This is a genomic window from Oenococcus sicerae (genome assembly GCF_004102045.2).
Taxonomy (GTDB): Bacteria; Bacillota; Bacilli; order Lactobacillales; family Lactobacillaceae; genus Oenococcus; species Oenococcus sicerae.
The window spans coordinates 844,791-866,982 of the sequence record NZ_CP029684.2 but is presented as its reverse complement, the minus strand read 5'-3'; the positions used below and the strand labels follow the sequence as shown (position 1 = coordinate 866,982).

23 protein-coding genes are annotated in these 22,192 nt (G+C 41.9%); 2 read left to right on the top strand and 21 right to left on the bottom strand.

What is annotated here, in order from left to right; all coding sequences use genetic code 11:
- The 20 genes from carB to DLJ48_RS04295 form a co-directional block, all read right to left on the bottom strand.
- Positions 1-3,198: a carbamoyl-phosphate synthase large subunit gene (gene carB / locus DLJ48_RS04390; RefSeq protein WP_128686284.1), complete on the bottom strand. Its 3,198-nt coding sequence runs from the start codon at positions 3,196-3,198 to the stop codon at positions 1-3.
- On the bottom strand, positions 3,182-4,273 hold the full coding sequence (locus DLJ48_RS04385) for a carbamoyl phosphate synthase small subunit (protein WP_128686282.1): 1,092 nt from the start codon (positions 4,271-4,273) through the stop codon (positions 3,182-3,184). Before DLJ48_RS04385 ends, carB begins: the two co-directional genes overlap by 17 nt.
- A complete protein-coding gene (locus DLJ48_RS04380) occupies positions 4,255-5,565 on the bottom strand; it encodes a dihydroorotase (protein WP_128686280.1) in 1,311 nt (436 codons plus the stop codon). Before DLJ48_RS04380 ends, DLJ48_RS04385 begins: the two co-directional genes overlap by 19 nt.
- Complete coding sequence (locus tag DLJ48_RS04375; RefSeq protein WP_128686278.1) at positions 5,562-6,488, bottom strand: aspartate carbamoyltransferase catalytic subunit; 927 nt, start codon at positions 6,486-6,488, stop codon at positions 5,562-5,564. Before DLJ48_RS04375 ends, DLJ48_RS04380 begins: the two co-directional genes overlap by 4 nt.
- A 123-nt stretch (positions 6,489-6,611) precedes the next feature.
- The gene (locus tag DLJ48_RS04370) at positions 6,612-6,824 is read right to left on the bottom strand and encodes a DUF4044 domain-containing protein (protein WP_128686276.1); all 213 of its coding nucleotides are present in this window, start codon (positions 6,822-6,824) and stop codon (positions 6,612-6,614) included.
- Between the two features lie 52 nt (positions 6,825-6,876).
- A complete protein-coding gene (locus DLJ48_RS04365) occupies positions 6,877-7,743 on the bottom strand; it encodes a carbohydrate ABC transporter permease (RefSeq protein ID WP_128686274.1) in 867 nt (288 codons plus the stop codon).
- Positions 7,743-8,639 (bottom strand): carbohydrate ABC transporter permease, encoded by an 897-nt coding sequence (locus tag DLJ48_RS04360; RefSeq protein WP_128686272.1) that lies wholly within the window; start codon positions 8,637-8,639, stop codon positions 7,743-7,745. Before DLJ48_RS04360 ends, DLJ48_RS04365 begins: the two co-directional genes overlap by 1 nt.
- Positions 8,623-9,894 (bottom strand): ABC transporter substrate-binding protein, encoded by a 1,272-nt coding sequence (locus DLJ48_RS04355; RefSeq protein WP_128686270.1) that lies wholly within the window; start codon positions 9,892-9,894, stop codon positions 8,623-8,625. The genes DLJ48_RS04360 and DLJ48_RS04355 overlap by 17 nt, the downstream gene beginning before the upstream one ends.
- Positions 9,895-10,063: 169 nt before the next feature.
- Positions 10,064-11,032, bottom strand: a complete 969-nt coding sequence (manA, locus tag DLJ48_RS04350) for a mannose-6-phosphate isomerase, class I (RefSeq protein WP_128687083.1) — start codon at positions 11,030-11,032, stop codon at positions 10,064-10,066.
- 130 nt (positions 11,033-11,162) lie between these two features.
- On the bottom strand, positions 11,163-11,459 hold the full coding sequence (locus DLJ48_RS04345; RefSeq protein WP_128686268.1) for a DUF202 domain-containing protein: 297 nt from the start codon (positions 11,457-11,459) through the stop codon (positions 11,163-11,165).
- A gap of 22 nt (positions 11,460-11,481) precedes the next feature.
- The gene (locus tag DLJ48_RS04340) at positions 11,482-12,318 is read right to left on the bottom strand and encodes a PTS system mannose/fructose/sorbose family transporter subunit IID (protein ID WP_128686266.1); all 837 of its coding nucleotides are present in this window, start codon (positions 12,316-12,318) and stop codon (positions 11,482-11,484) included.
- A gap of 1 nt (position 12,319) precedes the next feature.
- A complete protein-coding gene (locus DLJ48_RS04335; protein WP_128686264.1) occupies positions 12,320-13,189 on the bottom strand; it encodes a PTS mannose/fructose/sorbose/N-acetylgalactosamine transporter subunit IIC in 870 nt (289 codons plus the stop codon).
- Between the two features lie 31 nt (positions 13,190-13,220).
- Positions 13,221-13,715, bottom strand: coding sequence for a PTS sugar transporter subunit IIB (locus tag DLJ48_RS04330; RefSeq protein WP_128686262.1), 495 nt, complete (start codon positions 13,713-13,715; stop codon positions 13,221-13,223).
- 23 nt (positions 13,716-13,738) lie between these two features.
- Entirely contained in the window at positions 13,739-14,167 is a 429-nt protein-coding gene (locus DLJ48_RS04325; RefSeq protein WP_128687082.1) for a PTS sugar transporter subunit IIA, read from the bottom strand.
- A 170-nt stretch (positions 14,168-14,337) separates the two neighbouring features.
- Complete coding sequence (locus DLJ48_RS04320; RefSeq protein ID WP_128686260.1) at positions 14,338-14,661, bottom strand: hypothetical protein; 324 nt, start codon at positions 14,659-14,661, stop codon at positions 14,338-14,340.
- Positions 14,661-15,254: a ribosome biogenesis GTP-binding protein YihA/YsxC gene (yihA, locus tag DLJ48_RS04315; RefSeq protein ID WP_128686258.1), complete on the bottom strand. Its 594-nt coding sequence runs from the start codon at positions 15,252-15,254 to the stop codon at positions 14,661-14,663. Before yihA ends, DLJ48_RS04320 begins: the two co-directional genes overlap by 1 nt.
- A gap of 40 nt (positions 15,255-15,294) precedes the next feature.
- On the bottom strand, positions 15,295-16,689 hold the full coding sequence (locus DLJ48_RS04310; protein WP_128686256.1) for a DHA2 family efflux MFS transporter permease subunit: 1,395 nt from the start codon (positions 16,687-16,689) through the stop codon (positions 15,295-15,297).
- Positions 16,690-16,740: 51 nt separating this feature from the next.
- Positions 16,741-18,078, bottom strand: a complete 1,338-nt coding sequence (locus DLJ48_RS04305) for an Nramp family divalent metal transporter (RefSeq protein ID WP_128686254.1) — start codon at positions 18,076-18,078, stop codon at positions 16,741-16,743.
- A 21-nt stretch (positions 18,079-18,099) separates the two neighbouring features.
- Complete coding sequence (locus tag DLJ48_RS04300; RefSeq protein WP_128686252.1) at positions 18,100-18,741, bottom strand: TetR/AcrR family transcriptional regulator; 642 nt, start codon at positions 18,739-18,741, stop codon at positions 18,100-18,102.
- Positions 18,742-18,866: 125 nt separating this feature from the next.
- Positions 18,867-19,454, bottom strand: a complete 588-nt coding sequence (locus DLJ48_RS04295) for a TetR/AcrR family transcriptional regulator (protein WP_128686250.1) — start codon at positions 19,452-19,454, stop codon at positions 18,867-18,869.
- Positions 19,455-19,576: 122 nt separating this feature from the next.
- Between DLJ48_RS04295 and DLJ48_RS04290 the strand changes: the two genes are divergently transcribed.
- Together DLJ48_RS04290 and DLJ48_RS04285 are read left to right on the top strand one after the other, a co-directional pair.
- Complete coding sequence (locus DLJ48_RS04290; protein WP_128686248.1) at positions 19,577-20,197, top strand: NADPH-dependent F420 reductase; 621 nt, start codon at positions 19,577-19,579, stop codon at positions 20,195-20,197.
- 78 nt (positions 20,198-20,275) lie between these two features.
- On the top strand, positions 20,276-21,193 hold the full coding sequence (locus DLJ48_RS04285) for an aldo/keto reductase (RefSeq protein WP_128686246.1): 918 nt from the start codon (positions 20,276-20,278) through the stop codon (positions 21,191-21,193).
- A gap of 70 nt (positions 21,194-21,263) precedes the next feature.
- Here the strand turns inward: DLJ48_RS04285 and DLJ48_RS04280 are convergent, their stop codons facing one another.
- Positions 21,264-22,025 carry an NADP-dependent (R)-specific alcohol dehydrogenase gene (locus tag DLJ48_RS04280; protein ID WP_128686244.1) on the bottom strand — a complete coding sequence of 254 codons (762 nt, stop codon included), beginning with the start codon at positions 22,023-22,025 and terminating at the stop codon, positions 21,264-21,266.
- Between the last annotated feature and the right edge of the window lie 167 nt (positions 22,026-22,192).

The window sequence follows — 22,192 nt, the reverse complement described above, 5'->3', positions numbered from 1 at the left end:
TCATAGTTGCGGCCGCCTTTCTTCGATTGGATCAACAACAAAGGAACGACTTTCCAAAACCTGTAAAAAAGCAGAAACTGTATCAAGCGACGTGAATAAGGGCACGGCATTTTCAATCGCAGCCGAGCGGATCTGGCGACCATCAGGTTCCAATAATTCATCCGTTTCCAAAGTATTGATAACTAATTGCAATTGACCGCTACGCATCGCTGCGACCGGATTGTCGGCTTGATCAGAAATTTTGCCTAATTCTTTGACACGCAGCTGGTGAGCTCGGAGATAAGCAGCTGTACCCGAAGTTGCCCATATCATATAGCCCAAATGGCTAAAGCGTTTGGCCAATGGCAACGCTTCTTTTTTATCGCGATCGGCGATCGTAAAGAGGGCGTTCCCGTGATCGGGCAGATGAAAGCCAGAAGCAACAAACGCCTTGTAGAGCGCTTTTGACAAGGTTTGATCACTGCCCATCACCTCACCGGTCGACTTCATTTCCGGCCCTAATGACGAGTCTACTTTCGGCAGCTTGGAGAATGAGAAAATCGGTGCTTTGACATGGACCAGGCGGCTTTTTTCAACAAGGCCCTCATGAAAACCCAATTTTGTCAACGAACTGCCCAGAATCACGCTGGTAGCTAACTGTGCTAAAGGTATTTGTGTCACTTTAGAAATAAAGGGCACAGTTCGCGAAGCACGCGGATTGGCTTCAATAATATAGGCCTTTTCATCGTGAATCACAAATTGAACGTTCATAAGCCCGATCGTATGCAAAGATTTCGCAATCTGAATTGAGGCTTTCACGATCTGATCCTGTACATTCTGGCTGAGATACTGTGGCGGATAAACAGACATGGAATCGCCGGAATGGACACCGGCGCGTTCAATATGTTCCATAATGCCAGGAATGACTACCGTCTTGCCATCACTGATAACATCAACTTCTGCTTCCTTGCCAGTCAGATAAGAGTCGATCAAAACCGGATGTTCATGGGAAACTTTAACAGCACGATGAATGTATTTGCTCAGTTCGTTAGCGTTAGTCACGATCTCCATGGCGCGGCCGCCCAATACGTAAGATGGCCGAATCAAGATCGGGTAGCCAACTTGTTTGGCAGCAGCTAAAGCAGCTTCAGCTGAACTGGCTGTTTTCCCAACTGGCTGGGGTAAATTCAGCCGCTGGATAACATCGCCAAAATCCTCACGATCTTCAGCCCGATTAATATCCTGAACAGCTGTTCCTAAAATCCGCACGCCAGCATCCTGCAAAGGCGCGGCTAAATTAATCGCTGTCTGACCGCCGAATTGGACAATCACACCCAAAGGATGCTCCAAAGACACAACATTTAAGACATCTTCAAGCGTGATCGGTTCAAAATACAGCTTATCGGAAATTGAAAAATCGGTTGAAACTGTCTCGGGATTTGAATTGATGACAATTGCCTTATAACCGGCTTTTTGAATCGCCTTGACACAATGAACGGTCGCATAATCGAACTCCACACCCTGCCCAATTCTGATCGGCCCGGATCCCAAAACAAGAACGCTTTTTGGACCAATGGTCTGGGATTCATTTTCCCCTTCGTAAGTCGAATAATAGTAAGGTGTTTTGGAAACAAATTCGCCAGCTGCCGTATCGACCATTTTATAAGTCGGTAATAAATGCTGTTTTTCTCGGAAAGCCCGGGCATCTGATTCGCCAATGTGCCAGTAGCGAGCAATAACGGCGTCCGGAAAACCGTTTTTCTTGGCCATAGTTAAATAATTCCGATCAAATGGATGCTGTTTTAGAGCATTTTCGATTTCGATCAGATGAGCGATTTTGTCTAAGAAGAAATAATCGATCATACTCCTATCATGAATGCTTTTGCTGCTGACGCCACGGCGCAAAAGATCAGCGATCATAAATAGACGATCATCACGTGCCGGCCAAAGTGCATCCAGCAATTGTGCCTGCGACCATTCTGGAAAAGTGATCTCATCTAGAGCCAAGGCACCGATTTCCAAAGAACGTATAGCCTTCATCAAAGCGCTCTCAATATTGCGGCCGATCGCCATCACTTCTCCTGTGGCTTTCATCTGTGTGCCTAAATGCCTGTCAGCTGTCGTGAATTTGTCAAAGGGCCAGCGTGGAATTTTCACAACAACATAATCCAGCGCTGGTTCGAAGGCTGCTTTACTGCTGCCGGTAACAGGATTAATAATTTCATCGAGTGTCAGGCCGACAGCAATTTTAGCAGCAATTTTAGCGATCGGATAACCAGTTGCTTTAGAAGCCAAGGCCGAGGATCGGGAAACACGCGGATTCACTTCGATGATATCGTACTCAAAACTAGTCGGATCTAAAGCCAGCTGCACATTAGCACCACCTTGAATTTTCAATACCCGAATGATTTTCAAGGCCGCATCGCGCAGCATTTGGTATTCTTTGTCCGATAGTGTCTGTACAGGCGCCAGCACGATCGAATCACCTGTGTGAATGCCGACTGGATCCAAGTTTTCCATCGAAGCAACGACTAAAGCATTGTCTTTAGCATCACGCATGACTTCAAACTCAATTTCTTTATAACCAGCAATTGACTCTTCAACCAAGATTTGGGAAACCGGAGATAATTCCAAACCATTTGCGGCAATTTGTCTCAATTCTTTTTCATTATTGGCAATACCGCCGCCGCTGCCGCCTAAAGTATAGGCTGGACGCACGATCACGGGATATCCTTGATGTTCGGCAAAATTGACAGCCGTACTCAAACTAGTAGCTGTTTGAGATTTTGGAATTGGTTCTTTGAGTGCTTCCATTAACTCTTTAAATTTTTCGCGGTCTTCGGCTTGTTCGATCGCTGCCAATTTCGTTCCAAGCAATTCAATGCCTAGTTCGTCTAAAATGCCATCTTCCGACAAAGCCTTAGCCAAATTCAAACCAGTCTGGCCACCCAGAGTAGCTAAAATCGCATCCGGTCGTTCTTTTCTCAAGACATTTTCAACAAAATCCAGCGTCAATGGTTCGATGTACACTTTATCGGCGGTTTCGGCATCGGTCATAATCGTGGCTGGATTAGAATTGATCAAAACAACCGAGTAGCCTTCTTCACGTAAAGATAGACTGGCTTGAGTCCCGGAATAATCAAATTCGGCAGCTTGGCCGATCACGATCGGACCAGAACCAATGACGAGTATTTTATGGATATCAGATCTTTTGGGCATTTTTCCTCCTTTTGTCAGCTGCGATCAACTGCAAGAAATCGTCGAAAATCGTATCGGCATCATGCGGACCAGGCGCGGCGTCGGGATGAAATTGGGCTGAAAAAGCTGGATAAACAGTCGACTTTAGCCCTTCGATCGTATTATCATTGATTTCACGATAAGTCACGATTAGATCTGTATTAATAAGTGATCCTTCATCGACCGCGTAACCATGGTTCTGCGATGTAAATGCTAACCTTGGATCATCAATTGACCGCACAGCATGATTGAAGCCACGATGACCGAATTTCATTTTGAAAGTCTTCGCACCATTAGCCATAGCAAACAGCTGATGGCCTAAACAGATACCGAATAAAGGTTTAACTTTTTGCAATGCTTGGATTGTCGGAATCGCATAACTAACTGACTGTGGATCTCCAGGACCGTTTGATAGCATGACCCCGTCAGGATCGATTTCCAGTACCGTCTTAGCATCAACATCGGCTGGAAACACAACCACATTGCATTGACGCGCCGCTAAAGAACGCAAAATTGAGTTCTTCAAGCCAAAATCAATCAGGGCGATCGTGACACCTGTATTTGGATTCTGATAACCACTGTGAACTGTCACAGCTTGGACTTGGTTAGTCGGCAGCTGCTGTATGCGTAATTTAGGCAGTGTATCTGCGGCCAACTGGTCAACCAAAGCCGCTTTCATAACACCCTGATCGCGTAATTCTTTTGTTAAAGCTCGTGTGTCAATATCCGTGATACCCGGCAGGTTCATTTTTTCAGCCCATTCAGTCAAGGAAATCTGCATGCGCCAATTACTGGGACGACGGGCAACTTCGTGTGTGACAATGGCTGCCGCAGCTGGTCGCAGACTTTCTGAATCATCACGATTGATCCCATAATTACCAATTAGCGGATAGGTAAACACAATCATCTGATTGGCGTAAGAAAGGTCCGTGATCGTTTCCTGATAACCTGTCATACCCGTATTGAAAACCAATTCGCCGACCGCTCCCGCTGCTGCACCAAAAGCTTCACCAGTATAAATTGAACCGTTCTCTAAAACTAAATAACGTTTTGCCATGCTTCGCTCCTTTCCGCTGCATAGACTTGTTTGCCATTGACCCAGGTTGCCTGTGTTTGGCCAAAAATCGTCCAATTGATAAAAGGACTATTACTGCCTTTGGAGGCAAATTCATCGGCTCGGATCGTATGAGCATGGTCAATGTCAAACAGTGCTAGATCTGCCGGCTGACCAACTGCGAGTTTTGTGGCGGCATCGGTCAAGCCAAATACTTCAGCTGCCTTTTGATTCATCACTTCTAACAAACGGTGCCAAGTCATAATACCTGGTTTGACTAAATGCGTATAAAGCAGTGGGAAACTTGTCTCAATGCCTGTCACACCATTGGGTGCCGTTAACATCGATTGTGCTTTTTCCCGATCCGTATGCGGTGCGTGATCTGTTGCGACCATATCGATCGTGCCGTCCAATAAGCCAGCGATCAAAGCAGCTCGATCATCCGCCGAACGCAAAGGCGGATTCATTTTCATATTGGCGTCATCTTTCACGATCATACTGTCGTCTAACAAAAGATGATGCGGGGAAACTTCAGCAGTCACGTTAATGCTATGCTGTTTGGCAATACGAATTAATTCAACACTTTCCAAGGCTGATAAATGGGCAACATGATAATGGACGCCAGTCGCTTTGGCAATCATCAGATCGCGAGCCAATTGGGAAGTCTCGCTTAATTTACTAGCACCTGGCAGTCCTAAAGCTTTGGCCGACGGTCCAGCGTTCATGACACCAGCATGGATCAAGGAATCATCTTCAACATGTGCGACCAAAACTTTATGAACTTTAGCAGCTGCCTGCATGGCTTGATACATCGTGTCGGCAGTCTGGACACCTTTGCCATCATTCGTAAAAGCAATCGCACCAGCTTTGGCCAAGGCCGGCAGATCATCCACTTTATTAGCAGTGAGACCAGCCGAAATAGCCGCATATTGTTTGATTTTCACGACAGCATCCCGCCGATTTAAAGCTTGCATATTTTGTAAAACAGCAACATTATCAACCACCGGATTTAAATTCGGCATGGCAAAAACAGTCGTGAATCCGCCGCGCGCAGCAGCACTAGATCCTGTCGCGATCGTCTCTTTATCAGCAAAACCCGGTTCTCTAAAATGAACATGAACATCGATCAGACCAGGCAGCAGCAGAGCCATTTTGGCATCAACGATATGATCGGCTTCGCAAACAAGATCTTCAGCCAGTTCAGCGATCAGGCCGTCTTTCAGTAATAGATCACATTTAACCAATTTATTTTCGCCCATCACCACACGCGCATGTTTAATTAAAGTCGAGGTCATTTAAGCAGCTCCTTTTGCAAAACGGAAGTATTCAAAGAATTTAAAATAGCCATGCGGGCAAAAACACCATTTGCCATCTGCTGAAAAATACGAGACTTAGGTGATTCAACTAAGTCTGAATCAATTTCAACACCACGATTTACTGGCGCCGGATGCATGATGATTGCTTGATCTTTCAAACGATCATAGCGAGCTCGAGTCAGGCCATACTGTTCGTGATATTGGTCAATCGTAAAATGTGCATTTTCACCATCTGTTAAACGCTCATGCTGAACTCTCAATAGCATCACCACATCCTGCTGTTCTAGGTCGTCATCCATGTCAACAACATGACCAAACTGCGTTAGTGACGGGTCCGACCAGACTTTTGGTCCGGCAAAAGTGACGTTAGCACCGAGTCGATCTAGTATTTCGGCGTTCGAGCGAGCCACTCGTGAATGATAAATATCGCCAATGATACGAACTTTTAAACCACGAAAATGGTCAAAGGTTTCAATGATCGTCATCAGATCCAAAAGACTTTGCGATGGGTGCTGGCCGTTGCCATCACCAGCATTGATCAATTTTGGTATTTCTTTACCAGCCATTTGACAAAAGTTGTCATACCAGCCGCGTAAAGTATGACGAATCACGACAGTATCTACGCCGATCACTTTTAATGTTTTCAAAGTATCTTCAAGACTTTCGCCTTTGACAGCCGATGATTTGTTCGGATCGATCACGATTCGCTCGTAGCCTAATTTGATTTCAGCCATTTGAAAACTAGTCACAGTTCGAGTTGAATTCTCAAAAAAAAGATTGGCAACGACCTGTTTATTCATAACAGGCAAAAGCTGCCCACTCTTAAATAACAAAGCCTGATGGATGATCGATAGTAGATCTTGATTAGATAAATCATTGATGTTCACAAATACATTTGCCATGTTGCTCTCCTTTTTTTTACAAAAAAAAACAACTCCTAAATCAATGAAGACTTAGAAGTTGTTTCCGAAAAATAATACCGATTGTTTGCGCTGCTTTAGCATCATTCAAAATTATACACGTAATTATCGAACCGTCAATAGACCGATCACGATTCCAAAAATTGTCACCAAAGCCATCAGAACCGCCATCGAAATTGTGATATAGTCAAACCGGCTTTTATGCTTATTTTTTTCATTAGCATCACTCACACGCTGATGTGCAATTCTAGACCGCTGGCTGATCAATTCTTCAGGGCTCAGTTTATTTTGATTTTCTTGTCTCTTTATTTTTTCCATCTCTTTTATTCTAAAAGAAAATTCATATTTTGTAAGCTCATTTAACTTTGATTTATCCTTTAATGGCACCAGAGACGACACCAGAGATGATGAAACGTTGAAAAATCACATACATAATCAAGACCGGTGCTAATACAAGCACATACGAAGCAAAGGCTAAATTGTAATTTGTTGAGAATTGGCCTTGGAACACATATTGTGCCAGCTGCAAAGTCTGCTGTTTAGGATCACTCAGTAAGACTAAAGGCATGAGAAAATCGTTCCAAGTCCACATAAATGATAGGATCGCCACGGTCGCATGCATCGGCATCATTAACGGAAAAATGACTTTAAAGAAGACCTGATAGGGCTTAGCACCATCCATGACAGCGGCTTCTTCAAGTGCGACTGGAATTTGTTTAACAAAACCAGAATACAAGAAGATATTCATCGGCATACCGAAGACAATGTACAGAAAAGTAATACCAAAATCATTGTCCATGTGCATTGATGACACCTCACGCACCAAAGGCAGCATGATCACATTGAAGGGAATGAACATTGCTGAGATGAAGTAATAATACAAAGCATTAAAAAATTTGCTTTGTCCGCGATTTCTTGTGATTGCATAAGCAGCGGCTGAATTCGTGATGATCGTAAAGATAATCGTCCAAGCCGTAATAAAGAGTGTGTTTCTAAACATCGTAGGAAAGTCTGTCATCTGCCAAGCATTTGTGAAATTGCTCCAGTTAAATTGTTTAGGCCAAGAGAGGACGTTTGTCATGTCAGACGGATTCTTGACCGCGATCATCAAGGTAATATACAGCGGGCCAAGGATCGCAAAGATACCTAGAACCGCCAAGACGGCTGTTGCCGTGTAGTTAATGTGTTTTGATGGCCTTGTTTTCGTTACTTTAAGTGACTCATTTACTGTTTGCATTAGTTTTCGATCCGGTCCTCTCTCTTATTCAGTACATTCAGCTGGAATAAGGAAATCGCAGCCACGATGATAAACAACATGACCGCATTGGCTGATTGAATCGCAAATTGCGATCCTTGAAAGCCTTGGTTATAAATCAACACAGAGATCGAAGTAGTACTGTTTCCCGGACCGCCGCTGGTCATGGCCATAATCTGATCGAAGACCATCAAATAACCCTTGACTGACAAAACCAAATTGATCGTGAAAAATGGTGCGATCAAAGGAAAAGTGATCTTCCAAAACTTCTGCCAAGGCGTCACACCATCTAAAGAAGCAGCTTCATAAAGATCCGGGCTGACCGACTGCAGACCCGACATATAAATTAAGGTATTAAAGGCTAGCCCTTGCCAGACTGTGACGATCAGAATACCGATCCAAGCATGGCTGGTACCTAAAATATTCGTTTCCAGAAATCCCCAGTGTAAAAATTTACCCAAACTCGGCAGCATGTTGCCAAAAACAAAGTTGAAAATGAAACCAACGATCAAAGTGCCAAGCATATAAGGCAGAAAATAAATTGCCTTTAAGGTATTTTGAAATTTAATTTTGCTCGTCAGCCCCAGTGCGATCAAAAGTGCGATCACATTGACCAAAATCGTGGCAGCGATCGCAAATTTAAAAGTGAAAGCATAAGCGCTGCCAATATTCGAATTGGTAAACATATAGCCATAGTTTCTCAGACCGACAAAATGCCAGCTGCCAAAGCCTTTCCAATCAGTAAAACTATAAAAGACACCACGCAGGAAAGGAATTGTGTGGAAGGCGAAGAACAAGAGTGCCATAGGCACGACCATCACATAATAAGTGAAATTTATTTTTTTCTTAGCTTGTCTCATATTATTTCTCCTGAACATTAGCGGCGTTAAACAATGAATCTGCATGTTTTAACGATTTAGCGATATTTGTATTCAGAGCCATATGATTAGCTGCGTTTAGGCCAGCTTGAGTCAAGACCTGTGTCATATCCAGCGCGGCTGGGTAATAGTGATCCGGATAATTAATGACATTGCCTTTATTAACTTGATCAGTGATTCCGGCAACCAAAGGACTTGTTTGTTTCACTCCTTTGATAGCTGAAAATGAGAACTGTTCCTTGTTATAGATTTCGGCATTTTTATTTTCCATTAAAAAAGCCACTAGTTTATTATCAGCTGACACATGCGTTGAAACTTTTGCAATTGCAAAAGCAACATCGACACCAGAAGTCACTTTGTTGTCAGCTGGATTATTGCTGATCGGCATCATAAACATATCCGAATTAATTTTAGAATTCAAAGGTGTGAATGCTGGAATTTCATAATTGCCATTCACGATCATGGCTACCTTACCCTTGGCAAAATCGATATTAGCCTGATTGTAAGAGGTGCCCATATAATCAGATTGCGAATAGCTCGTGATCTCTAAAAATTTGCTCATCACTTGCTGGTGACTTGCAGCAAAAGTAGTCTGATTTTTAAGACGTTTCGTGATCCAACTGGACGGAATGCTATTTGACGTAATCTGATTCCAAACAGCCATTGTCGTCCAAGTATCTTTATACGCTGATTCAAAAGGGACGATGCCTTTTGATTTAAGCAGCTTGGCATCAGCGATCAACTCGTTCCAGGTCTTAGGCGTAGTGCTAATACCAGCTTTTTTGAATAAATCTTTGTTGTAAATAATCCCTGAAGCATTTGTGGCATAAGGGACAGCATAAAGACCCTTTTGTGAATAAAGACTCGTGATCATCTTGCGGTAAGCCGGCAGTGTTTTCTTAGCGTAAGATTCATTAGCTAAATTCCGAAGACCTTCAGAACTTTGCAAGGATGTAAAAGTCGTATCACCACCAACTGCCATCACATCTGGCAAAGTATTTTTGGCCAAATCAGTCTTTAAAACAGTCGCGGCATTTGAAGGCGAAGAAAGCTGAACTTTGATCGTTGGATTCGCCTTTTCGAATTTTTTGATAAGTTCTTTATAGGTCGCGGCATTCTCAGTTTTTGTTGAAAATAATTGAATCACAGTTTTGCCGCTAGTATTTGGTCCACTAGTGATAAACATTGAAATTGTGACTGCTGCCAAGATAACAACGCCAGCTAATGCAACGATTATCTTGAAAATTTTCTTCATAAGTACCCCCTCCACTTACATAAAAACCCTTAATTGAGAACAGTTAAAAAATAGATGTTCCTGTAAACGCTTCCATTATAACATCATGTCCATCATTTTGGAAACGTTCTCATAAAAAATAAAAACCACATTGCTGTGGTTGGCTGATAAAACTATTTTCTAAACAGCTTTAATTTTCAGTTGATTCAGAAGCAATGATCTGCATATTGCCATCCAATATCCACTGCGAAATCTGTGCTGGCAAAATAAAATGCTGGCCCTTTTGTAAAGGAAATACTTGTTGATCAACTTTAATACTGCCATTACCGCTGATCACAGAAGCTAATGTGTACGCCCCTTGTTCATGCTGGCCAATGACTTCGCCATGAATATCCCACTGCCAAACACTGAAAAAAGGTGACAGAGGCGGCTGCACATAGCTAGTAATTTCAGACGCACCAAGTTGCTTTTTCTGAATATTCAGTCGTGGTTGTTTAAAAGGTACGGTTGTCACGTCAATTGACTGCTGCAAATGCAGTGCACGTTTTTGACCGGTCGCTTGATCTACGCGATCATAATCATACAAACGATAAGTCGTGTCGCTAGACTGCTGCGTTTCTAAAGCTAAAATGCCTTTATTCAAGGCATGAATCGTCCCGCTCGGCACATAGATAAAGTCACCTGTTTTCACAGGTACTTTGCGCAATAATTTCTCCCACTGACCCTGATTGATCCAGTCAGCTAATTCAGCTCGTGACTTTGCGTGATGGCCATAAATCAGATATGAATCCGGATCGGCTTTGATAATATACCAGCACTCAGTCTTACCGAGTTCATGTTCATGAGCCTCAGCGTAATCATTGTCTGGATGTACCTGGACCGATAGACTGGCTTCAGCATCTAAAATTTTTGTCAGCAGCGGAAACACCTTACTTTTGGGATTACCAAAATACTCCGGGTGCTGGGTATAAGCCTCAGCTAAATTCAAGCCGGCTAAAGGACCATTTAAAACAGTACTCGGACCATGCGGATGAGCAGAAATCGCCCAGCATTCGCCAATTTTTCCGGCTGGCAATTCATAACCGAATTCTGTTTCTAATTTTCGACCGCCCCAAATTTTTGCTTGAAAATATGATTTCAGAAATAAAGGTTCCATAATCAATAACCAGCCCTTCCTATAGTAAGCGCTACCATTATACCACCAGCATAGCAATAAAAAACGCTCCTAATCTAGAACAAATCTAGAATTATGAGCGTTGAAAATGTGATTCATTTAAAGCGAGTTAGAATCAATGAGCATTTTTTGCTGCTAATTTGTTTTCGAAAGCATCAATCACTTTGCCAACATTTTGGCGGCCTTTATAAATGCCATAGCCAAAGAGCATCATCCCCAGTAAGCCAAGGACAAAAAGCGCAATAGCAGCGACCGAAATAAGAGAACGATTAATATGGAAAAAGTAGAGCAAGACGATCGCAATGCCCGTGATCAAGGAAAACAAGGTAAACCACCTGCCTAAATTAGCTATCATGTGTTTTTGATATTTAATTTCAGTTTCATAACCTTGCACGAAATCTTTTTGCACCACGATCTTTCCCCTTTTAATTTGATCAGTATTTCAGTCCTGGGTTGAAGAAGCCAACTAGTACACCAACAAAAGCAATAACCAGCAACAATAGCATCACTTTGATTGGTGAAATATTTTTCTTAGCCATTAACCACCAGCAGAATACAATGAAACCTGCAGTTAATAATCCAGGATAAACAGCATCCAGTTTGTCTTGTAGGACCAAGTATGCTTTACCAGATGAATTTTTCAACTCAAAGGAAGTAGTGACCGATACCCAAGTAGCTGCAACACTACCAACAACCATACCACCAACAACAGAAACAGCTTTTCTGATTGCTTTTCCTTGAGTCCCGACCAAGAAACTAACTGCCTTATCGCCTAATTGATAACCTTTAAAATAAGCAAACTTCATACCGAAGTAGGCAATTAGATTCCAGACAATAATGTAGAAGATCGCACCAATTGGTGAACCACCAGTGGACAATCCTAACGCAATTCCAAGAATGACAGGGATCAAAGTACCGACGATCATCGAATCACCAATACCTGCTAAAGGTCCCATTAAACCAGCTCTTAAGCCGTTGATCGTTTCACTGTCAACACCTTCTTTGCCATTAGCACGGGCTTCTTCAAGTCCAGCCGTGATACCGACAACCAGTGTTCCAATCTGTGGTTCAGTGTTGAAGAAGGCTGTATAAGTCTGCATGGCCTTTTCTTGGTCTTCTTTTTTATCATATAGCTCTTCAACGATCGGCAGCATTGAAGTCAAATAACCGAAAGTCTGCATATGTTCTTGCGAGAAACATGTCAAGTTACCGTAATACCAATGATGGAAAGACTTCATTAAAGTTTTTTGACTAATTTTTTTTGTTTCCATTTTAAATGTCCTCCTCATCGTCATCATCACTGCTGCTGCCAGAACCACTTGTCGGTCCGCCAGCAGGTAGGACAGTTTTTGAACCTTTTGCCATTTCAAGGCTATAGAATAGCAGGGCAAAGATCAATGAAATAACAGCGGAAGATACCAAATTCAAAGATAGTGAAGCTGATAGCGTAAACCCAACAAAGAATGGTACGAAATCAGCTGCTGTTTCAACAATTTGTTTCAATAAGATAGCAAGTCCGACACAGGGTAGTAAAGAACCAACCGTAAATAGTGTCTTCATTGGAATGCCGTCCATTGGCAGATAAGTCTTCATCGCCGTGACAGCGACAGCACCTAACTTAACCATGACTAGCGTTGGAACAAAGGAGAAGAGCAAATGCGAAATCCATGGCCAGCCCCAGTTGACAGCATAGAGTTTTTTAAACTCACCTTTTTCAACATCTCGCCAGCCCATATGCTGCCAAACCAAGTTTAGGGTCGCTGTTCCATAGAACAACACGGTTCCGATCGTGCCAACCAAAGTGCCCATTGACTTAGCCAAGCTGCTAGCTGCAACAGAAGTTGCAGACAAGCCTTGTGACTGAATAGCCACCATGGCCAAGGGAATACCAATATAAGAAATAGCACGGACATCAGCTGAGACAGTGCCGCCTGGTGTGACTAAAGCGATATAGACCAACTGCATCGCAACACCAGCCATGATCCCCAGCTTAATATCACCTAGTACAATTCCACAGACCAAGCCGCCAACCAACGGGCGACCCAAAGTATAGTTACCAATTGAAGTACCAGCCATTCCAGGCAATGATGATAAGCAAGCAAAGAGACCCAAAATTGAAGCTTGTAACCAACTAATCGTCATAACATTTTTTTCCTTTCAACATCATACATTTTTAGAATCCAAACTTGCCTTTGAATTTATCCCAATAGCCAATCGAAACATCTGGTAAAAGCTGAAATTTGACTTTATAACCAGCTTGCTCGATTGCTTCGATCGCCTCAGCCTCTTCTTGTGTGATCGATTGGTTATTGCCAAGTTTCGTTGTCCCAGGACGATCATTACAAGGTCCAACAATAATTTCCTTAACATCACTCGGAACAAAAGCTTGATCAACTAAAATTTTTTTCATGTCAACGGGATTTTTTGTAATCAAAAAATAGTTATCTTTCGACTCCAAAACGCGTTGGCATTTGTTTTTCCAAGCATCCAAGGTCCAAACAAAAGTTTTTTTATCAGATGCAGCTTTATAAGCTTGTTTCAAAACTTCATTATTGGCCACAGTGTCATTCACAGCAATCAGACCATCACAAGGATATTCTCGAGCCCACCGCGTGACTGTCTGGCCATGAATCATTCGATCATCAATTCTTACAAATGATACCGTCATAGTAATTCCTTCTTTTTTTAAAGTTAAATGTCATCATCTTCATCGTTTGCGGTTACTTTAAATTCTCGCAAAGACGACTGTGCTTCGCCTAAGACTGTTTTGATAAAATCCTCACCTTTGAGATTGTCCTTTAGTAAAACAGCATTTAGAGCCATTGGCAAATTAACACCGCCTAATATGGTCGCCTCGTCTAGTTTGCCCATCTTAGACAAGGCACTGCACAAAGTCGTTAATGGGCTGCCGCCAATAATATCTGCTAAAACGATCAAAGAATCATCGTTGTTAATTTCTGCCAACGGTAGCTGCAGATCCTCTGCAAACTGATCAGCTGACTCCCCGTTCTTCAGACCAACTGCAATAATTTGATCAATCTTATCTCCAACAAACATTGCTAAGGATGTCTTTAATCCTTTGGCAAAATCACCATGACTAACAAGTATTATGTGTATGATGTCTACCACCCCTTCCTGAATTAATAACTAAATTATAACGTTACATGGAAACGCTTTCAATAAAAAAATTCATTAAAGCGGCAATTATCACAATTAATTTTTAATCTTTATTTTTTCGTATACAAAAAAAGACCTCATCATGATCAGAAGCCTTTTTGCAAGCTGGTTATTTAAATTTTCAAGAAGAAATAGAGCAGAATCAAAACGATCATTTCCAATACGCCACGAACAACATGGTGCCGCCAGTGCAAACTAGTCTGCCTGCCTTGAATAAAAGCAGCTAGCGAGACCAAGATAAATCCGAGTGCAGTCATCCAAAAGGCGGCTAAAAAGTTATGCTGCAAAATCCCGATCAAAGCTGCAAAAATCAGAGAAAAAGCAGCTAAAGCATCAAATAAAGTCGTTGTTTTCCTAGCTTGCTGAGAAAAAGCTGCTAATAACATCAGAATTCCGTAAACACCGACCAATATCCAAATAATCAGGCCGGCAGCCATTAGTGAACATCTGCTTTTTTTTCAAGCCATTGCCAAACTTCTTCGCTGCCAAACTTCTTAGTAGCTGAAAACAGAATCAATTCGGAAGTGTCCTTATCAAAGTTCAAGCTTTTTTTAATGCGTGATTCAACGGCATTAAATCTGCCGGCAGCCACTTTATCTGCTTTAGTCGCAACAACTAAAATCGGCACTTGGTAATACTCCAGCCAGTGGTACATTAATTTATCATCTTCGGACGGTTCGTGACGAGCATCCATCAAGCTGACGACACCTTTTAGCTGGTCTCGACTGCTGAGATATTCTTCCACCATCGCGCCAAATTGTTCACGCTGTGCCTTACTGACTTTGGCATATCCATAACCCGGTACATCCACAAAAAAAACTTTTTCATCAATATTGTAAAAATTTAAAGTTTGCGTTTTACCGGGTTGACCACTGGTATGTGCCAAGCCATTGCGTGCTAATAGCGTGTTGATCAAAGATGATTTACCAACATTGGAACGACCGACAAAAGCAATTTCAGGTAAATTCCCTTCTGGATATTGCTTCTTAGCGACAGCAGAAATAATTAATTTAGGATTAGTAACTTTCATAGATTAAGTTTCACACACTTTTGCGATTTGGACACAAAATTCAAAGCGAATTAACTTTTGCGATTTTTTTTTGAGTCAAATAATGTTCATAGTAAACGGTTATCAGGGCCAATAATGCCAACAGAGTTAGCAGCCAAAAATCAATTTGCGAACCTTTTAGCGTTGCAAGGCGGATGTCTTGACCAGCTGATAGCTCGCTGGCAGAAATAAATGCTGCCATGATCTGAGTCCCGATCGAGCCGGCATACTGTTGCAACATATTATATAAGGAATTCAAATCAGCCTTCTGTTCGGCCGCAACATAAGTGGTTCCTTCTGACAGAACATTGCCAAAACTGAATGTGAAACCTAAGCGCAACAAGCAGTATAACAGCGTCAAACTAAGCAATGTCAATTTATCAGATAGCAAGGCAAGTAGAATCGTACTGATTAATAGCAAACCATTACCTAGTACTAACGGCTTAAAAGCACCTTGTCGATCGTATAGGCGACCAGCCACTGGCGACATAAAAGCACCTAGGACTGACCCTGGAAATAATAGAAAACCAGCTACCAAAGCATTGCCTTTCAAAACATTTTCCGCAAATAACGGAATTACCAAACAACTGCCGACATTTGCAAATTGGAGTACAAAAAAGTTAAAGGCACCCAAACGGACCTGTGCTTGTTTTAAAATCGAATAATCCAGCAGCCGACGTTTGCTATGCTGGTTGTACACAACATATAGAACGGTCAAGGCCAAACTGATCAGCAGAAATCCGATAAAGGATGGGCTCTGCCATCCATGTTTGCCAGCTTGATTAAAGGACCAAATAAAGCCTGTGAAGATCGAGATCAGCAGAACAAAACCGAAAAAATCAAAGGACACATGTTCTTTTACGTGTGGCAGTTTAATTGTCTTGATACCTAAAAGCAGCGATATAAAGCCTAAGGGCAAAGCGATCCAGAAAATAAAACGCCAATTCAGATAGGTATTTAATAGACCCCCGTAAGTTGGTCCCAAAGCCGGTGCCAATGAGATGATCATGCTGGCCAGACCAGTATAAGTGCCTAAATATTCCGCTGCCAAGGTCGTAAAAATCAATTGAAACAGTAAGGGTGTCGAAAGCCCAGTCGCGATTGCCTGAAATAAGCGACCGATCATGAGGATAATAAAGTTATCTGTAAAAATACAAAGTAAAGTTCCGAGCACAAAGGCTGATATCGCCAAAATAAAGATGTTTCTCGCCGAGAAACGTTTTAGCAGATAGGCTGAACTGCCCATGGTGATCGTGACCATTAATAAATAGCCGGTCGTCAACCACTGTACCGTATTCAAAGACTCGTGAAACTGCTGGATCAAAGTCGGGAACGTGACATTCAATGATGTTTGAACCAAAATGCCAATAAAGGATAATAGACCGGCAGCCGTGATAGCTTGTAGATTTTTATTCATTTTTTTCAACTAACACACCAGCTCTCTTAGCCCCTCCACGAGGTATCACAATCATGCTACAAGCTGCCAGATGAGATAAATATTCAAAACGATCAGCACTGCCGTCACGATCCATGCGACCCATTTGACCCAAGTATGGTTTTTGAATTCACCCATTAATTTTTCGTCGTTTGTAAAAATGACCAAAGGAACAACGGCAAAAGGCAAAGCGATGCTTAAAAATACTTGAGAGAAAGTCAGCAGCTCTTCGATCTTGGCCTCATTACCGTGATAAATGATCGCAAAAATCAAAACCGGTGTGACTGATATCAAACGAGTCAGCAAACGCTGCGCCCATAAAGGCATATGCAAGTGGATAAAACCTTCCATAATGATCTGTCCTGACAGCGTTCCTGTAATCGTCGAGCTTTGCCCGGAAGCTAGCAACGCGATCGCAAACAGCATGCTTAGCAGCGGACTAGCAATTGCACCAACGATCTGACTATCATTTAAAGCTCGGAATAAGTCAACGAAACGGCCCAAGCTGCTGTTTGTGCCATAAAACAAAGCAGCTCCCAAAACCAGCAGCAAACAATTAACGACAAAGGCAATGGTTAATTGAATATTGGAATCAATCGTCGTAAAACGAATCGCTTTGGCGATCTCTTTCTTATTAGAACGATCGACTCTGCGTGTCTGCGAAATTGATGAACCAAGATAAAGATCATGCGGCATAATCGTCGCGCCGACGATCCCTAATGCAAGGTACAGCATCGATGTGTTCGTGACGATTTTAGAATTTGGTACGAAACCCTTTAAGATTTCCGGAACGTGCGGCTGTGACAAGATAACCTCATACGAGAAAACCAGCAAAACGACTGCAACTAACGTCGCCACGATTGCTTCTATTTTTCGAAAACCTAATTTTGTTAAAACCAATAGCAGCAAAACATCAGCAGATGTGATCAGAATACCAACGATCAGTGGAATACCAAATAATAATTCCAAGGCAATGCCGGATCCAATAATTTCTGCAATGTCAGTCGCCATGATGGCTAATTCTGTAATGACCCATAAAATAAACCCAACTCTTTTAGAAGTTTTATCCCTAGTCAATTGGGCCAGATCCTTGCCAGTGACGATCCCCAGTTTCGCAGCCATCGACTGAAGCAGCATAGCGATCAAGCTAGATAAAAGAACAACTGAGAGTAGAACATATTTAAATTGGGCACCACCACCAATAGAAGTTATCCAATTGCCTGGGTCCATATAGCCAACAGCGATCAGTGCGCCCGGCCCCGTGTAGGCAAGCAAGGTCCGCCAAAAACCGGCATTTTGAGGAACTTTGATACTGCCATTAATCTCATCTAAACTTTTTCCTTCAGGTTCTTTTGCTGTGGCGACTTTCATAAGGCACCTCCTTTTTTTCGATCATGAGTGAGCTAACCTTGGCGAATTTGGCTGCCATCCTTTAACAAGCAAATTTATTTCTTCGCTCAAAGTTTGAGCAACCTCGTTGGTAAAATTCCTTTTGTCTGCCAGAATGAGCTGCCGATAAATACAGCTTTCATAAACTGATAAGACTAATTCAGCCATAAGGCCAGGGTCGTTGTCAATGAGTGTTTGATCCATGATCTGCTGTCTGAGATAATCAGCAATTTTTTGTTCGATCCTATCGGCTAATCGTAGTAACCAATTTATTTGTTCTGGTTCGATCACAGCACGTTCTCGAACCGTGATCAAAAGTGTTTCATAATTTTCAGCCTTGGTCAAAATATTCCAAATGATTTGAAACACTTTGATCAAGGTCTCTTGGATTGATTCAGCGCCAGTTAATTGATCAAACTGCTTGTTAAAGGCCAAGGTCTTATTATCTGTCGTCTGCTTGATTATTTCATTTAAGAGCTGCTTCTTACCAGCTGGAAAATAATAGTAAAGCAAGCCGTCAGCGGCCCCGATCCTTTGATTGATTTTCTTAGTCGAAGTTGCTTCATAACCATTCTCAGCAAATAATTTCCGCGCGGCTGCTAGCAGTTTTTCTTTTTGCAAATCACCCTTTGTTGCGTTTTTCATTTTAAAGGCCTTCTTTTTTCATTGACCACTCAATTAATTAATATAACATCATCTCGAAAATTGTCAATCCATTTCGCGAAATAAAGCAATCAAAAAACGATCAAATAAAGATCGTTCACTGAGAATTAACTATCAAACCATTTCCTTATCTGCGGTGCTGTCAGTTGCCACACATTCTCCTGGCGAACACGAATCTGCGAATTATCCCATAGTTTTTTATATCGTGGATCATAAAAAAAACTAAAAGCGTCTAAAATAGCTTGCATTCGGGCAATATCTGTCTCTTTGGGTTCAGTAATTTGAAACAGGCCAAATAATTGCTGCTGTAAATTTTGCAAATGTTCCTTTTCAATTTCTTCATGGTCAGACACGATATCCGTATATAGACGAAAAACCTCAGGATGATCACGATTTGTGTCTTGCTTGGTTTGCGATAACATATTCAGCCAAGTATGCAGCTGATCGATTCGGCTGACAGCCGGTGTTTTCAATAATTCCGCTAAATGATTTTCAGTACCCAGCAGCCAATGCTGTGCTAATGAAAACCAAAGATCATCTTTGTCACGAAAATGGCGATAAATTGCAGCGTGTGTTAATCCTAATTGTTCGCTAACAGCTTTTAGAGATACTTTTTCGGAACCATGATCAAACAAAACCTGTTGAGCGGCATTTAAAATTTCTTCTCGTCTTTTGAGTCGCGCATCAGTAATCATTTAATAACCTCTTTAAAATAATACTATTCTTATATGATTGTAACAAGTCACAAGCAGGAGTATCATAGATTGTGTTACAAAGTTAATATTAATGTAACTATTCTTCATTAGGAGGTATCGACATGAAAATTAGTTTTATCGGCAGCGGAAATGTTGGACAAGCATTAGCCCGTTTATTTGCGAAAGCTGGGCACACTGTGACACTGACCAATCGTCATGGCAAGAATAGTTTGACAGAAATCGTGCAATCACTTGGGAAAAATGTGACAGCAGGCGATCTGACAGATGCTGTCAATGACCAAGACTTAGTTGTTTTGGCAATTCCTTTTAATAGCATTACTAATTTAGACGATCATTTATTGCAAGGGCAAAATGTGATAGATGCAACAAATTATTTTCCTCAACGTGATGGCCATCTAGTTAAATTTATCGACCACGAGATCGCCAGTTCACAATTCGTCGCAGACTATTTCAAGGGTTCTAAAGTGGTGAAGGCGTTTAATAGTTTTGGCGTCAAAGACCTTCCCAGTCTCGTTAGAACAAAAGGCGCTTTAGACCGAACTGCTATTCCAGTTGCCGGTGATGATCCGCTCAAACAAACAGTGATGACTTTGATCGATCAAATCGGTTTTGATGCTTATGATGATGGTCCACTAGCCACAAGTTTTGCAATTCAAGCTGATGGTCCGATTTTTGGTTTTGAAGCTACAACCGCTGAATTAAAAGTTAAGCTGGCTGATTAATAAAAATTTTTCAGAAAACATCTGTCCATTGATATTTGCTTATAATTAATAAGTGATCATCTTTTAGGAGGACATTAAATGACTGAAGAAATTAGAATTGGCAATAGCGACGTTCAGACCGGTAAATTAGGCCTCGGGACAAACAAAGTCGGCGGCCACAATTTATTTGCGGGTTTGGCTGACTCCGACGGCACAGACATCATCAAAACCGCTCTACAAGAAAATATTTCACTGCTGGATACTGCTTATATGTATGGTTTGGGTAAATCTGAAGAATTGATCGGCGATGTTTTAAAGGATTATGACCGTTCCAAAGTCGTCATCGCTACCAAAGCTGCTCAGGACCCAGCCAACGATCTGCGCCCAAATAATCAGCCTGATTTCTTAAAGAAATCTGTTGACAGTGCCTTAAAACGTTTGAAAACTGATTATATTGATATTTTTTATATTCACTTTCCAGATGATAGTACGCCGAAAGACGAGGCTGTTGCTGCCTTGGTTGATGAAAAAAAGGCAGGTAAGATTCGCGCGATCGGTGTTTCCAATTTTTCGTTGGCTCAAGTCAAAGAAGCCAATAAAGACCATCAAGTTGATATCGTTGAGGACAATTACAGTCTGGTACACCGCAACGCCGAAAAAGAATTAATGCCCTATTTGCAAAGCAGCCATATTTCTTTCGTGCCTTATTTCCCATTAGCATCAGGTCTCTTGACTGGGAAATATGATGAAAAGGATCAGTCGCAGTTTAAGCAATTTGCAGCTGAAGACTACACAAAAATTATCAATGCTTTGGCTGAGATCAAAGAAATCGCCAATCGTAAACAAGCAAGCATCGCACAAACTGTCTTAGCATGGTACATTGCTGATCCAGCGATCAGCGTTGTGATCCCTGGTGCTCATAAAGCTGAGCAAGTCCAAAACAATGTCAAAGCCTTGAATGTACATTTAAGCGATGATGAATTCAAACAAATCGATCACTTATTCCAAGCTTTCTGAGACATGGATCAAAAAAATCCGCTTCCTGTAGTAATTTTGGGAAACGGATTTTTTATTGATTATTTTGACCTTATTGAGCCGTGTAGCCGCCATCAACCGTAAATTCAGATCCGACTGCAAACTTAGATTCTTCCGAGCCAAGATAAACAGCTAGCCAACCGATGTCATCAGGTACGCCAATATGTCCCAATGGCGTCTTGGTCCGATCACTCATGGCAGCTTCAGCACCATCCAAATTCTCAACAAGTGGCGTCTTAATGTAGCCTGGATGAATCGTATTCACACGCAAGTTGTAATCATTGCGTGCGCAATACAACGCTGCCGACTTACTCATAATTCGTAATGCGCCTTTGGTTGCATTATAGGCAAATAGGTCTGGATCACCCACCAGCCCCTCAATACTCGACATGTTAATGATCGAAGCATCACCACTTTTGGGATTCTTCATATTGATCACACCATAGTGCGTACCAAAGTAAACGCCATCTAAATTGATGTCCATAGTCCGGCGCCACTGCGCATAGTCAGTGTGCTCAACATCGCCAGCCTCGCCAATACCGGCATTATTAACCAAAATATCAACTTTACCGAATTCAGCAATCGTATCAGCGAATAGCTTCTTCCAGCCTTCTTCATCCGAGGCATCGTGAACCACGAATTTAGTGTTAGCAGGATTGCCTAAGGTTGCTAAAGCCTGTTCGCCAACTGCCTGGCGTCGTCCAGTAAAGACAACTTTAGCCCCTTCTTTTAAATATAAGTCAACGATCGATAAGCCGATTCCCAGCGTACCGCCGGTTACGATAGCCACCTTATTTTTCAAACGATCTGTCATATTGAATACCTCCGTATCCTATCTATTTATTTTACAGAGTGCTTGTTAAAAAGTAAACAATGTGAAAATTAAAAAAACACCAACATTATTTGCTGGTGTTTGGCGATATCTAATCAGTCTTTAATTTCATAAATACTGTAGAGCGCTGCATATTTGCTATCTTTAAA